The 13,788-nt window shown below is 68.0% G+C and carries 13 protein-coding genes; 7 read left to right on the top strand and 6 right to left on the bottom strand.

The window, feature by feature from the left end; genetic code table 11:
- Nucleotides 1–117 precede the first annotated feature (117 nt).
- From ASD38_RS22300 to ASD38_RS22315, 4 genes are all read left to right on the top strand, one after another.
- On the top strand, nt 118–933 hold the full coding sequence (locus tag ASD38_RS22300; RefSeq protein WP_056463593.1) for a 2-keto-4-pentenoate hydratase: 816 nt from the start codon (nt 118–120) through the stop codon (nt 931–933).
- 147 nt (nt 934–1,080) lie between these two features.
- Complete coding sequence (locus tag ASD38_RS22305) at nt 1,081–2,355, top strand: MFS transporter (protein WP_056447235.1); 1,275 nt, start codon at nt 1,081–1,083, stop codon at nt 2,353–2,355.
- A 247-nt stretch (nt 2,356–2,602) separates the two neighbouring features.
- The gene (locus tag ASD38_RS22310; protein WP_056463596.1) at nt 2,603–3,640 is read left to right on the top strand and encodes an oxidoreductase; all 1,038 of its coding nucleotides are present in this window, start codon (nt 2,603–2,605) and stop codon (nt 3,638–3,640) included.
- The gene (locus ASD38_RS22315) at nt 3,637–4,128 is read left to right on the top strand and encodes a heme-degrading domain-containing protein (RefSeq protein ID WP_056463599.1); all 492 of its coding nucleotides are present in this window, start codon (nt 3,637–3,639) and stop codon (nt 4,126–4,128) included. The genes ASD38_RS22310 and ASD38_RS22315 overlap by 4 nt, the downstream gene beginning before the upstream one ends.
- A 149-nt stretch (nt 4,129–4,277) precedes the next feature.
- On the opposite strand, the gene mrdA is transcribed toward ASD38_RS22315, so the two are convergent.
- Together mrdA and ASD38_RS22325 are read right to left on the bottom strand one after the other, a co-directional pair.
- Nucleotides 4,278–6,257 (bottom strand): penicillin-binding protein 2, encoded by a 1,980-nt coding sequence (gene mrdA, locus ASD38_RS22320; protein WP_056463602.1) that lies wholly within the window; start codon nt 6,255–6,257, stop codon nt 4,278–4,280.
- Between the two features lie 291 nt (nt 6,258–6,548).
- On the bottom strand, nt 6,549–6,740 hold the full coding sequence (locus tag ASD38_RS22325; protein ID WP_056447320.1) for a hypothetical protein: 192 nt from the start codon (nt 6,738–6,740) through the stop codon (nt 6,549–6,551).
- Between the two features lie 239 nt (nt 6,741–6,979).
- On the opposite strand from ASD38_RS22325, the gene ASD38_RS22330 reads away from it, so the two are divergent.
- Together ASD38_RS22330 and ppk2 are read left to right on the top strand one after the other, a co-directional pair.
- Entirely contained in the window at nt 6,980–8,230 is a 1,251-nt protein-coding gene (locus ASD38_RS22330; RefSeq protein ID WP_056447246.1) for an MgtC/SapB family protein, read from the top strand.
- A gap of 11 nt (nt 8,231–8,241) precedes the next feature.
- Nucleotides 8,242–9,093, top strand: a complete 852-nt coding sequence (gene ppk2 / locus ASD38_RS22335; protein ID WP_082554930.1) for a polyphosphate kinase 2 — start codon at nt 8,242–8,244, stop codon at nt 9,091–9,093.
- Nucleotides 9,094–9,233: 140 nt separating this feature from the next.
- On the opposite strand, the gene ASD38_RS22340 is transcribed toward ppk2, so the two are convergent.
- Entirely contained in the window at nt 9,234–9,509 is a 276-nt protein-coding gene (locus ASD38_RS22340; protein WP_056447325.1) for a GIY-YIG nuclease family protein, read from the bottom strand.
- A 177-nt stretch (nt 9,510–9,686) separates the two neighbouring features.
- Nucleotides 9,687–10,322: a hypothetical protein gene (locus ASD38_RS22345; RefSeq protein ID WP_056447247.1), complete on the bottom strand. Its 636-nt coding sequence runs from the start codon at nt 10,320–10,322 to the stop codon at nt 9,687–9,689.
- A 919-nt stretch (nt 10,323–11,241) separates the two neighbouring features.
- Between ASD38_RS22345 and ASD38_RS22350 the strand changes: the two genes are divergently transcribed.
- On the top strand, nt 11,242–11,484 hold the full coding sequence (locus tag ASD38_RS22350) for a hypothetical protein (RefSeq protein ID WP_056447250.1): 243 nt from the start codon (nt 11,242–11,244) through the stop codon (nt 11,482–11,484).
- Here the strand turns inward: ASD38_RS22350 and ASD38_RS22355 are convergent.
- Together ASD38_RS22355 and ASD38_RS22360 are read right to left on the bottom strand one after the other, a co-directional pair.
- On the bottom strand, nt 11,481–12,587 hold the full coding sequence (locus ASD38_RS22355) for a sugar kinase (RefSeq protein ID WP_056447253.1): 1,107 nt from the start codon (nt 12,585–12,587) through the stop codon (nt 11,481–11,483). The genes ASD38_RS22350 and ASD38_RS22355 overlap by 4 nt on opposite strands.
- Nucleotides 12,588–12,593: 6 nt before the next feature.
- A complete protein-coding gene (locus ASD38_RS22360; protein ID WP_029912584.1) occupies nt 12,594–13,268 on the bottom strand; it encodes a bifunctional 4-hydroxy-2-oxoglutarate aldolase/2-dehydro-3-deoxy-phosphogluconate aldolase in 675 nt (224 codons plus the stop codon).
- Nucleotides 13,269–13,788: the final 520 nt, after the last annotated feature.

Consider the following 13,788-nt stretch of genomic DNA (forward strand, 5'->3'; position numbering starts at 1 on the left):
ACAATCCCTTGCCACCGGTGTCGTGTCGCCGATTGTCAATGACACCGGTTTCCATTATGCGTGACCAAAGCCCGTCGAACGGGACTGTAGAGTGTAACGCGAGGGAGGATTCGCGGCGTGACCGTTTCCGAGGCCGAGAGCGAGGTGTTCGCACCGGCATCCATCGCCCCACAGTTCGTCGAGGCGCGCCTGAAGGGCGTGTCGGTTCCCGGCTATCCGGGCGGCGTGCTGCCCAAATCCATGGCCGACGGCTATGCCGTCCAGGACCTGGCCATCGACATGTGGCCCGACGAACTCGTGGGCTGGAAGGTCGGCCTGGTTCCCCCGCAGCATCGCGAACGCCTCGGCGCCGAGCGCCTGGCCGGCTGCATCTTCAAGACCAAGGTCTGGAACGCGGGCGCCGAGCCCACGCCGTTCCGCGCCATCGCCGGCGGCTTCACCGCCGTCGAGGCCGAGTTCATCATCCGCCTGGGCAAGGACGCCCCGGCCGACAAGACCGAATGGACCGCCGAGGAAGCCGCCGAATACGTGGGCGAGCTGATCGTCGGCATCGAGATCGCCGGCAGCCCGCTGGCCACCATCAACGCCCTGGGCCCGCCGATCGTCGCCTCGGACTTCGGCAACAACGACGGCCAGATCCTGGGTCCGGTGGTCGAGAACTGGCGCGACATCGCCTGGGAAGACATGCCGGCCGAGACCTTCATCAACGAGGTGTCGGTCGGCAAGGGCGGCGCGTCCTCGATCCCGGGTTCGCCCCTGGCGGCCCTGGCCTTCCTGCTGGGCCACGTCGCCTCGCGCGGCCGGCCGCTGAAGAAGGGCATGCTGGTCACCACCGGGGCCAGCACTGGAATCCACGACATTGCGGCCGGGGACACGTCCCGCGTAGACTTCGGCCCGCTCGGAAGCGTCGCCTGCGTGGCGGTCCCGGCCTAGGGGCCGGGTCGCGCGCAAGGCGTGTCTTGTTCTACCGCGTCTCTTCAAGCGAACCGGTTTCCAGTTCACTTGAAAACGCTCTAACGATCGGAAAACCGGCGGGGGCGTCGGAATAACTACAAGCCTAAGGGTGAGGATGTGACGTCCATGGACGCTCCAACGATGCCGGCTCCTTCTGCGAAGATCGGGCGGTACAGGTGGGTCATTGTCGGCCTGCTGTTCCTGGCGATGGTGATCAACTATGTCGATCGCCAGACGATCGGCCTGCTGAAGGCTGACCTCAGCAAGGAATTTGGCTGGGACGAGACCCACTACGCGGACCTCGTGTTCTACTTCCAGCTGGCCTACGCCGTGGCCTACATGGCCTGGGGCAAGATCATGGACAAGATCGGGGCCCGTTGGGGCTTCGGCATCGCGTTCCTGATCTGGCAGGGCGCCCACATCGCCCACGCCCTGGCGCGCGGCTTCACCGGCTTCGCCGTGGCCCGCATGGGCCTGGGCATCGGCGAGGCCGGCGGCTTCCCGGGCGGCATCAAGGCCGTGGCCGAGTGGTTCCCCAAGAACGAACGCGCCCTGGCCACCGGCATCTTCAACGCCGGCACCAACATCGGCGCCATCGTCACCCCGCTGGTCGTGCCGATGATCGTGCTGGCCTTCGACTGGCAGATGGCCTTCATCGTCACCGGGATCGCCGGCCTGCTGTGGCTGCCGCTGTGGCTGATCGTCTATCGCCGCCCGCGCGAGCAAAAGCGTCTGTCGGCCGCCGAACTGGCCCACATCGAGCAGGATCCGGCCGATCCGGTCGAGAAGATCGGCTGGGTCAAGCTGCTGGGCAAGAAGGAAACCTGGGCCTTCGCCCTGGGCAAGTTCCTGATCGACCCGATCTGGTGGATGTTCCTGTTCTGGCTGCCGGACTTCCTGGGCAAGCGCTACGGCCTGGACCTGAAGACCTTCGGCCCGCCGCTGATCGCCATCTATCTGATGAGCGACGTCGGCAGCGTCGGGGGCGGCTGGCTGTCCTCGCGCCTGATGAAGGCCGGCTGGAGCATCAACAACGCCCGCAAGACCACCATGCTGGTCTGCGCCCTGCTGGCCGTGCCGGTGATGTTCGCGGCCAATGTCGACAACCTGTGGACCGCTGTCCTGATCATCGGCGTCGCCACCGCCGCCCACCAGGGCTTCTCTGCCAACCTCTACACCCTGCCGTCGGACGTCTTCCCGCGCGGCGCCGTGGGCTCGGTCGTGGGCATCGGCGGCATGCTGGGCGCGGTCGGCGGCATGGTGTTCTCCAAGTACATCGGCCAGGTCCTCGACCAGATCGGCACCTACACCCCGATCTTCATCGTCGCCGGCAGCGCCTATCTGATCGCCCTGCTGGTCATCCACCTGCTGACCCCGAAAATGGAGCTGGTGAAGATCTAGTTGGTCGTCACGAGTGCCTGAAGAACGAGCCCCCGGTCGCGAGATCGGGGGTTTTTTCTATTTTCACCCTCTCCCGGAGGGGAGAGGGAGGGACCCATGCGCAGCATGGGAGGGTGAGGGGTGACACCCTCTCCGCGGTTCACACCAACGCTCTGCCGGCACGCCGTCCGACGTTTTACCCCCTCACCCTCCCACGCTTTCAGCGCGGGCCCCTCCCTCTCCCCATGGGAGAGGGTATAAGACTGGAATGTCCTCCCCCCTCCCCTTCAAGGTCGCCCTGGTCGGCTACGGCTTCGTCGGCAAGGCCTTCCACGCGCCGCTGATCGTCGCCACGCCCGGCCTGCTGCTGCACACCGTGGTCTCCAGCGACCCGGCCAAGGTCCTGGCCGACCATCCGGGCGTGAAGGTCGCGCCCGACCTCGACGCGGCCCTGGCCGACCCCGAGATCGACCTGGTGGTCATCGCCACCCCCGACCCGCTGCACGCGCCCCAGGCCCACGCCGCGCTGGACGCCGGCAAGGCCGTGGTCATCGACAAGCCGTTCGCGGTCACCCTGGACGAGGCCCGCGCCATCGCCGACCACGCCAGGCGGGCCGGCAAGCTGCTGAGCATCTTCCACAACCGCCGCTGGGACAGCGACTTCCTGACCCTCAAGGCCCTGATCGCCGACGGGTCGCTGGGCGAGATCGTGCAGTACGAGAGCCATTTCGACCGCTTCCGCCCGGAGGTCCGCGACCGCTGGCGCGAGAAGCCCGGGGCCGGGGCGCTGCTGGACCTGGGCCCGCACCTGATCGACCAGGCCCTGAAGCTGTTCGGTCCGCCCCGGGCGGTGTTCGCCGACCTCGCGGCCCAGAAGGACGGCGGCCAGGCCCCGGACTATTTCCACCTGGTCCTGCGCTATCCGCGCCTGCGGGTGCTGCTGCACGCCAGCCAGATGACGATCGACTCCCGCCTGCGCCTGGCCGTGCACGGGACCAAGGGCAGTTTCGTCAAACAGGGGCTGGACGACCAGGAGAACGCCCTGAAGGCCGGCGTCGTCCCGGGTTCGCAGGGCTGGGGCGCCGATCCGCGTCCGGGGACCCTGACCGTTCCGGACGGCGAAGGCACGGTCAGCCGCCTGGTCGAGGGCCTGCCCGGCGACTACCTGGCCTATTACGCCGCCGTCCGCGACGCCCTGTCGGGCCACGGCGACAACCCCGTCCCGCCCGAGGAGGCCCTGGCGGTCATGGCGCTGATCGAGGTGGCCCAGCGCAGCGCCGCCGAAGGCCGCGAGTTGGCGCTGTGACGCCCGACCAGACCGACGCCGAGCTGCTGACCGCCATCGCCGCCCAGGAAAAGACCCTGGTGTTCCAGCGCTTCACCCTGGAGACCGCCTGGACCCTGGGGACCGCCCTGCGCGACGCCGCCCTGGCCCGCGGCGCGCCGGTGGCCATCGACATCAGCCTGCGCGAGCGCCCGCTGTTCCACGCCGCCCTGCCCGGCGCCGGCCCCGACAACGCCGACTGGGTTCGCCGCAAGCGCAACACTGTCCTGACCCTGGGGACCAGCACCCTGGCGGTCGGCCTGAAGCTGAAGGCCTCGGGCGAGACCCTGGAGCAGCGCTACGGCCTCTCGCCCCGCGACCACGCGGCCCACGGCGGCGGCTTTCCGCTGATCCTGGCGGGCCTGGGCTGCATCGGCGCGATCACGGTGTCGGGGCTGCCGCAGGTGGAGGATCATGCGCTGGTGGTGGAGGTGTTGGAGCGGGTGCTGGGGGGCAACTCAGCAACCTAAAACCCTCCGCTCATCCCGGCGAATGCCGGGACCCAGATGGAATGGGTTCGAGGCAGACGCCAACAGCGCTGAGCTATTTCCAATCAGCCACACCGGTACGGGATCTGGGTCCCGGCATTCGCCGGGATGAGCGGTTCATAAGGTGGCGCTCAGCCAACCTCCGCCGCTGGATCCGCCACCGGCGCATCACCCGCCCCCACATCCCCTTCCCCCTCGTCCGGCGCGTCCGGCAGGGGCATCGGGCGCTCGATCCTCGCCCGGATCTCCGGGTCCTTCAGCAGGGCCACCCGCATCACCTCCCGCGCCCGCGGGGCGGCGGCGCTGGAGCCGAACTGGCCGCCGTGCTCGATGATCACCGACAGGGCGTAGCGGGGATTGTCGTAGGGGGCGAAGGCGATGAACAGGTTGTGGTCCTTCAGCTTCCAGGCGATCCCCTGGTTGCTGCGCGAGGCCCCGGCCGCGTACTGGCGAACCTGGGCGGTGCCGGTCTTGCCGGCCATCTTGACGTCCCCCAGGCCCAGCTGGCTCTGCTTGAAGGCCCCGCCGGTCGGGTCGTTGGCCACGGCCGCCATGCCGGCCCGGACGATCTCCAGGTGTTCCTGGCTGAACGGCAGGTCGGGCACGGCGTCGCCGTGCGGCTGCTCGACCCCGCCCACCGACTTGACCAGGCGCGGATTGAGCGCCTTGCGCCCGTTGGCCAGCCGCGCGGTCATCACCGCCAGCTGCAGGGCGTTGACGTTGATATAGCCCTGGCCGATCCCGTACGGCACGCTGTCGCCGGGATGCCAGACCGGGTCGCGCTTGAAGGCCCTCTTCTTCCAGGCGCGCGTGCCGACCAGGCCCTTCTTCTGGCCCGGAATGCCGATGTCGAAGGTCCCGCCATAGCCGAAGGCCTTGGCCGCGGCGGCGATCGGGTCGGGCCCGATGCGCAGGGCCATCTGGTAGAAATAGACGTCGCAGCTGTTCTTGATCGCCGCGTGCATGTCCTGCACGCCATGGCCGCCCTTCTTGTGGCAGTGCCAGACCCGGCCGCCGAACGCCCAGCCGCCGGTGCAGGTCACCCGCTCGGTCGGGTCCACCCCCGCCGTCAGGGCCGCCATGGCCACGGTCGGCTTGAAGGTCGAGCCGGGCGGGTAGGTGCCCGTCATCACCTTGTCCAGCAGCGGCTTGCGCTCGTATTCGGCCAGGGCCTTGTACTCGGGGCCCGACAGGCCCTTCACGAAGCGGTTGGCGTCGAAGCTGGGGGCCGAGGCCATGGCCAGCAGGTCGCCGTTGCGGCAGTCCATGACCACGATCGCCCCGCTCTCGTCGCCCATCACCTCCAGGGCGCGGTTCTGGATGTCGGCGTCGAGGGTCAGGCGGATGTCGGCGCCGGGCTTGGCCGGGATGTCGCCCTCGGGGTCCAGGCGCACGGTGCGGCCCTGGGCGTCGACCTCGGCCTTGTTGGCCCCGGCCTGGCCGCGCAGGGGGCCATCAAACGCCTTCTCGACCCCCAGCTTGCCGATCCGGAAGCCCGGATGGTGCAGCAGCGCCTGGTCCTGGGTCGGATCGGCCTTGGCCTTTTCCAGGTCGCGGTCCGAGACCTTGGCCACATAGCCGATCACGTGGGCGAAGGCCCCGCCGAACGGATAGACCCGCACCTCGCCCATGTCGGCGGTGACGCCCGGCAGCTCCGGGGCGCGGATGTTGACGCGGGAGAACTCCTCCCAGGTCAGGTCCTCCATCACCGCCACCGGGGCCTTCTTGGGCGCGCGGGCCAGGTCCTTGAGCAGGCGCGAGCGGCGGGCCGGATCGATCGGCGCCAGCTGGGCCAGTTCGTCCAGGGTGGTCGCGGCGTCGAAGCCGTCGTCCTTGGCGACCAGCAGGCGGAAGTTGGGCCGGTTGGAGGCCAGGGCCACGCCGTTGCGGTCGTAGATCGCCCCGCGCGGCGGCGAGACCAGGCGGTAGTTGAACTGGTTGCCGGCCGAAAGCTTCTGGTAGCGCCGGGCCTCGACCAGCTGCAGCTGGGCCAGGCGTCCGCCCAGGGTCAGCAGCCCGACGCCGGCCAGGCCGCCCATCAGGAACGCGCGGCGGTGGAACATGCCCTGCCGCTCGTTGACCTCGGAAAAGAAGATCGTCGGCTCGTTCATCGCGCCGCCCCGCCAGGGGGCGTCACGACGGTCTCGAACGGCGTCGCTCGACAGCGCGACGGCGTCGCGGCGGCCAGGGAAATCATGATGTGGGGCGGCCGCGGGCTAGGGTTGATCCGCCCTCAGAGTGGACCCGCGCGCGCCGCCGTCAATGGTCAGGCTTCAGCCCGGCGAACAACATTTCCGTGAACGCCGGAAGACGCCGCCCGCCGGCCGGGCGGCGTTCACAGAGCGGCCGCCGGAGCGATCCGGTGGTCGCCTTGCCTCGCCGTCCCTCGCGGGAAAACGCGATCAGGTGCTGCCGCCGACCCTCAGGCTGATGCCCCAGCCCAGCACCAGCCCGCAGATCGACAGGACGAGCGCCGCCAGCCCCGCCACGGAGATCAGGACGGTGACGAAGGTGATCGGCTGGATCAGGACCCAGGGAAGGATCATCACGGCGAGCGAGATCAGTATGGCCACGATGTACAGGAAGATACGCATGAAATGCCCCATTCCTTGTTGTCCCGGAACGTTGACATAGAAAGCCCGATTCTACAACTTTGATGAGAGGTGAAGCTAAAGCTCGCGCAATTGGACCCGTGAGCCGGGGCGCGGCTCCCGCGGCGGCCGACAAACAGCCCGTTCGGGGTTTTGTCGGATTGCTCGGTCAGGCCACGGACCATAAGACTCGACGCTGAGAAGCCGGCCGGTCGGCCGGACGTGCTCGGGAGCCAGACGCCTTGGACGCGCCTCTGCTGAACCTGCTGGTCGCGCTCGGCGTGGGTCTGCTGATCGGGACGGGCCGCGAGCGCGCCATGGACGGCGCGATGAGGCCGGCCGACGCGGGCGTGCGCACCTTCTCCATCGCGGCCCTCGGCGGCGCCGTGGCGATCGCCTGCGGCGGCGTCGTGCTGCTGGCGGTCCTGGCCGTCGCCATCACCGCCCTGGTGGGCTTGAGCTACTGGCGCAACCACGAGCAGGAGGGGGCCGGCCTGACGACCGAGTTCTCGCTGCTGCTGACGGTGCTGGCCGGCGGCCTGGCCATGAAGGCTCCCTCGGCCGCCGGCGCGGTGGCCATCGTCACCGCCCTGCTGCTGTCCAGCCGCGAGCGCCTGCATCACTTCGTGCGCACGGTCCTGACCGAGGACGAGGTGCGTTCGGCCCTGATCCTGGGCGCGGCCCTGATCGTGGTCATGCCGCTGCTGCCCGACCAGCAGATGGGGCCCTACGCGGCGCTCAATCCCAAGTCGATCTGGCGGCTGGTGGTGCTGGTGCTGTTGATCGGCGCGATCGGCCACCTGGCCACGCGGGTGCTGGGCTCGCGGTTCGGCCTGCCGATCTCGGGCCTGGCCTCGGGCTTCGTGTCGAGTTCGGCGACCATCGGGGCCATGGGCGCGCGGGCGGCCAAGGATCCGAAGGTCATGACCTCGGCCGTGGCCGGCGCGGTGCTCTCCACCGTCGCCACCGTGCTCCAGATGGCCGTGGTGGTGGGGGCCACCAGCCAGTCCGCCCTGCAGGCCATGGCCGCCCCGCTGATCGGCGCCGGCCTGGCCGCCGCGGGCTATGGCGCGATCTTCACCATCGCGGCCCTGCGGACGCCGCCGCCGAAGGAGGCGCAGCAGTCCGACAGCGCCTTCAGCCTGTCGGGCGCGCTGATCTTCGCCCTGACCCTGTCGGTGGTGCTGCTGGCCTCCGCCGCCCTGCGCGCGGAGTTCGGGGAGACCGGCGCGATCCTGGCGGCCGCCGTCGCCGGCTTCGTCGACACCCACGCGCCGGCGATCTCGACCGCCTCGCTGGCGGCCAACGGCCGGATGCCGGCGCAGGACGTCGTCATCCCGATCCTGGCCGGCTTCACCACCAACACCATCACCAAGATCGTCGTGGCCACGACCAGCGGCGGCCGCGCGTTCGCTTTGAGGGTGGCCCCCGGCGTCGTCCTGGTGGCCGCCGCCGCCTGGGTCGGCGCCCTGATCGGTCACGTCGCCAACTAAGGAAAACTTCCATGGCCAAGGCGAAATCCGGCGACGAGGAAAAGCCCCCAGGCAAGTCGGCGGGCAAATCCGGCGGCAAGCCGGAGAAGATGAAGACCAAGGCCTATCTGGAGACGCTGCTGAAGTTGCAGGTCGAGCTCTGCCGCCTGCAGGACTGGGTCAAGGAGACCGGCGCGCGGGTCATCGTGGTGCTGGAGGGACGGGACGCCGCCGGCAAGGGCGGCTTCATCAAGGCCCTGACCGAGCGGGTCAGCCCGCGCGTGTTCCGGGTGGCCGCCCTGCCCGCTCCCAGCGAGCGCGAAAAGACCCAGCTGTTCATGCAGCGCTACATCGCCCACTTCCCGGCGGGCGGCGAGATCGTGATCTTCGACCGCAGCTGGTACAACCGGGCCGGCGTCGAATACGTGATGGGCTTCTGCTCGAAGGACGAACACCGCGACTTCCTGGAGGCCTGCCCCAAGGCCGAACGCTGGATCGCCGGCTCCGGCATCATCCTGATCAAGATCTGGCTGGAGGTCGGGATGGAGGAGCAGGACAGGCGCTTCCACGCCCGCGTCAACGATCCCCTGCGCCAGTGGAAACTGAGCCCGATGGACGTGGAGTCCTATTCGCGCTGGTACGACTACTCCCGGGCCCGCGACCAGATGCTGGCGGCCACCGACCGCGAGGAGGCCCCCTGGCACATCCTGCGCTCGGACGACAAGAAGCGCGCGCGCCTCAACGGCATCGCCCACATCCTCTCGCTGATCCCCTACGAGAAGATCGACCGCCCGAAGGTCCAGCTGCCCAAGCGGTCGGACAAGCACAAGTACGACGACCAGAGCATTCTCGAAGGCCGCCGCATGGTGCCCACGCCGTATTGAGGGTCCCCCGCTAGAGGTGATCGAAGCGCTGGGGCGGGGCGACATTCAAGCGCCGTGCGTGGTCCTCGTCCTTCGACAGGCTCAGGATGAGCACCAATGTGGGATGAGGACCAATGTGCGGGCCTCGACAGTAGAAATCCTCATCCTGAGCTTGTCGAAGGACGAGGATTTCGGCTCCGCGAGAGGCCGGGAAGCGCCTCCCAGTCCCCTCGGATCACCGCTTCCTTCTTGGCCCGGCTCCAACCCTTGAGCCGACGCTCGGCGGCGATGGCGTCCACGATCAGATCGAAGTGCTCGGCCCAGACCACCTCGACCGGGCGACGCTTGTAGGTGAAGGCCCTGGGATCAAGCCCCGCGTTGTGCTCAGAGGCGCGACCCTGGGGGTCGTCACCCCGGTGGGAGCCGACATAGTACATCCCGTCTGAGCATCTCAGTATGTAAACCCAGGCGCCGTGCACGACCTCGTCCTTCGACAAGCTCAGGATGAGGTCGAATTTAAAGCCTATCGCCTTGGTTGCAAGGCGCCCGCTATTCTCCTCATCCTGAGCCTGTCGAAGGACGAGGAGAACGCACCTAACGCTGAAACCGACCGCTCACCCCCCGTCCTGCGGCGGCAGCTTCGCCAGGTGTTCATAGACCTTCGCCGAGCCCATCCCGCGGCGACGCAGGATCACCCAGAGCTGGTTGATCGTCAGGTCCGTTCGATGGACCTGGTCGGTATGGGCGTAGGCGATGGATCCCGACCCCATTTGCGGCGCGCCGGGCAGATAGACGGCGTGCCAGTCGCCCACCGGGGCTTCGATCAGCAGGCCCAGGGCCCAGCCCGCGTCGGTGGGGACAAGGACGATCGGCATCTCGGCCGCGCCCTCCGTCCCCAGATTCTTGGCCATGTCCTGGATCAGGCTGAACTGCGGAAGCGCCGCGGCGACCCCGCTCTGTATCCAGGTCAGGAAGGACTGGCCCATCCGGGTCCGCGCGATCAGGCCGACCAGGAAGGCGCTCAGGATCAGGCCGATCACCGTGACGATCGTGCTGGCCGCGACCCCCGCGACGGTGGTGACCCCCAGGGACTCGACCAGCGGCTCGGTGACGTGCCGCATCAGGCCGACGACCTTGCTCACGACAAAGACCACGAAGACGATCGGCAGCAGGAACAGCGCCCCGCCGACGACGGTCGTGCGAACGAACTCCAGCGCCTTGTCCAGGGCTTCCTCGTAATCGCGCCTCATGACGCCTCGCTCGTCGATGGGCGATCGGCGGCGCTCACCCCGGCGGCTCGTCCGGGCATGGGGTTCGGGCGGCGCTCGACAGGTCGTGAAATCAGCATGACATCTCCCTGGACGCCGCGATCTTGGACCAGCCTTCCCGAAAGTGGATCAGGCGAAACCCTAGCGGCCGCCGGGGCGGTGAACCGTCGCCTTGCGGCTTCGGCGACGGGGGGCTCGCGCACATGACTCTAAACAGTTGTCATCCCGGACGAGCGCGCAGCGCGAAGATCCGGGACCGATGCGTGAACTCAGCGCTTCCGGCGGTCCCGGATCGGCGGCCCTTCGGGCCTTGTCCGGGATGACAGCTTCTTTCGCGACGAACCCATATGGCGACGGGCGCGAAAAAACTCATCCCCATCGCTCCCGGCGTGTTTCCGCAACGAATTCAACGCCAAAAATCCACTTATCCTCCCCTTCTCGCGGCGCCGCATAATCAGACCACCTCGAGGCGATGGGGAGGGCGCGCGGCCAGCGACCTTCGCGGCCTTGAGGTGCGGTCGAGCGGGCGGCGCTCGTCGGCGGCGGCTTGCTCTCAAGGCGGGCCGCGACCCGCATCCTTCCAGGGCCGGCCGGGCATGGAACACAGAAACGGCGTGGGATGCGCGGGCGGGCGAGGGCCAAGGGGTGCGGTGACGCAGCCCCTCAAGGATGGAGCGTCGTTGGCTTCATCTTCCCGCCGGAGGCTTCAATCGGCGAGGCGCCAACAACGCCAACCGTCGGGCGCTTCCGGATAACGACCGCGCGGAGCGTCGGTCTGAGTCGAAACGGTACTTCTACAAAAGCTTCCGGGCCCAGCCCGGCGCTCCGCATCCCTCCCCAAACTTCAGCGGCTTTCCGCGTGAGGCGGCGAAGCCATGGCCAAGCCTAGATGGAGGCACCGATGCCCAGAACCCGGACCCGGGTCCGCAACCGCACCCGACCCCATGATCCCGACTATCCGCCCGCCCGCGCCGCGCAGCTCCGCCGCGACGTTCGCAAGAAGATGGCCAAGTTCAGGGCTTCGCTACTGTACGAGCGACTGGTCGCCGCCGAGCGCAGCGCCGAGGCGACCTCAGCCCAGCAAAAAGCCCCCGGTCTTGCGGCCGGGGGCTCTGCTTGTTCAGCCAACGAGAGCGAGGACTAGCGGATGACCCGCGCGCCCTTGCCCTTCATCACGGCCTCGACCTCGGCCTGGCGCACCATCGAGGTGTCGCCCGGGGTGGTCATGGCCAGGGCGCCGTGAGCCGCGCCGTACTCGACGGCGGCCTGGGGGCCCTTGCCTTCCATGAAGCCGAAGGCCAGGCCCGAGGCGAAGCCGTCGCCGCCGCCGACGCGGTCGTAGATCTCGAGGTTCTCGCGCATCATCGAGGCGTAGAACTCGCCGCCGGCGTACAGGATCGCCGACCAGTCGTTGACCGAGGCGGTCTTGGCGTTGCGCAGGGTGGTGGCGGCGACCTTGAAGTTCGGGAACTGCTTCACGGCCGTCTGGATCATCTTCTTGAAGTTGGCCGGATCGATCGAGCTGATGTGCTCGTCCAGGCCCTCGACTTCAAAGCCCAGGCAGGCGGTGAAGTCTTCTTCGTTGCCGATCATCACGTCCACGTACTGGGCGATGTGGCGGTTGACCTTCTGGGCCCCCTCCTTGCCGCCCTGCGACTTCCACAGGCTGGCGCGGTAGTTGAGGTCGTAGGAGATCACGGTGCCGTACTTGCGGGCCACTTCCACGGCTTCGATCACGGCTTCGGCGGTGTTGGACGCCAGGGCCGCGAAGATGCCGCCGGTGTGGAACCAACGCACGCCTTCCTCGCCGAACAGCTTTTCCCAGTTCACTTCGCCGGGGCGGATCTGCGAGGCGGCCGAGTGACCCCGGTCGCTGCAGCCCAGGGCCGGACGAACGCCAAAGCCCTTTTCGGTGAAGTTCAGGCCGACGCGGGTGTTGCGGCCCAGACCGTCGAAATCGCGCCAGATGATGTGGGAGGTGTCGACGCCGCCTTGCATCATCAGATCCTCGACCAGCCAGCCCAGGTCGTTCACCGGCAGGGCGGTGACCGCGGTCGAGCGCTTGCCCCAGCACTTGCGGAAGGCGCGGGCGACATTGTATTCGCCGCCGCCTTCCCAAACCTGGAACTGACGGGCGTTGCGGACCCGGCCGAAGCCCGGGTCGAAGCGCAGCATCACTTCACCGAAGGAAGCGCAGTCCCACTTCGTTTCCGAAGCCGGGCGGATGTTGAGGATGTTGTCGGTCATTGGTCTTTAGGCCTTCCCACGAACCTTCTTGATCAGGTCCACCGTCTCGCGGACCTTCTTGGTGATGCCGGCGTAGTCGCCCGCGTCGAGCAGCTCCTGCGTGATCAGCTTGGAGCCCATGCCGGCGGCGACGATGCCCGCGCCGAACCACTTCTTGACCGAGGCTTCGTCGGGATCGACGCCGCCGGTCGGCATGATGCGGGTCCAGGGCATCGGGCCCAGCACCGCCTTGACGAAATCGGGGCCGCCGACCGACGAGCCGGGGAACACCTTGACGATCTCGCAGCCCAGTTCCTCGGCGTAGGAGATTTCCGAGGCCGAGCCGCAGCCGGGCGAATACGGGATCTTGCGGCGGTTGCAGACCTTGGCGACGTCGGCGTTGAGGATCGGGCCGACCACGAACTTGGCGCCGTTAGCGATGTAGATGCCGGCGGTCGGGGCGTCGACGATCGAGCCCACGCCCATGATCACGCGCGGATCGGCCGAGGCGAAGTGACGGGTCACTTCGTAGAAGACGTGGCTGGCGAAATCGCCGCGGTTGGTGAATTCGATGCAGGGCGCGCCGCCGTCGGCGCAGGCCTGGATCACCTTCTTACAGACCTCGACGTCCGGGTGATAGAAAACCGGGATGACGCCCTGGTCCATCAACGCCGTCAGCACGGCCATGCGGTCTTTCACCATCAGTACTGCTCCTCAAAGGATCGATCTTGCGTGCGGCCTTGTTGGCGGGCCTCGGCGTGGAAGATTTCGCCGCGTTCGGCGCTGGGCGACCGTTTAGACCGCGTTGCGGGCGGACGCCACACCAGAGGCTCCCCCGACGTCAATTCGCGCGCCCGTCCGCGTGCCTGTTCGCGTGATTTGTCGTCCTTGGTTTCCATCCCGCCTGGCGGTCCCGACGTGTCGGGTCCGCGCCGCCTCGCCCTCATCACCGTCATCAGGATCACGGGGGCTCTCAAAATAAAGGGCGCCGAGACAAAACTCGACGCCCTGAAAGTTTGCGCAGGAGCGAACTCAGAAGAGCCGCGGACGCCCGGGACTGGCCAGGCCAGTCCGAAACGTCGAGTGATACCGGTGTCAAACTGGACAGGCCACTTTGCTACCGGTGTCATTTAGGAATCTACTCCGAAGCGACGCCTTGTGCAAGCGGTGTCAAAACGTTGTTTTCCGTTTTGACGCCGGTGTTGAAAAAGGCGGGTCGGGG

The sequence above is a fragment of the Caulobacter sp. Root487D2Y genome, from assembly GCF_001427165.1.
GTDB lineage: Bacteria > Pseudomonadota > Alphaproteobacteria > Caulobacterales > Caulobacteraceae > Caulobacter.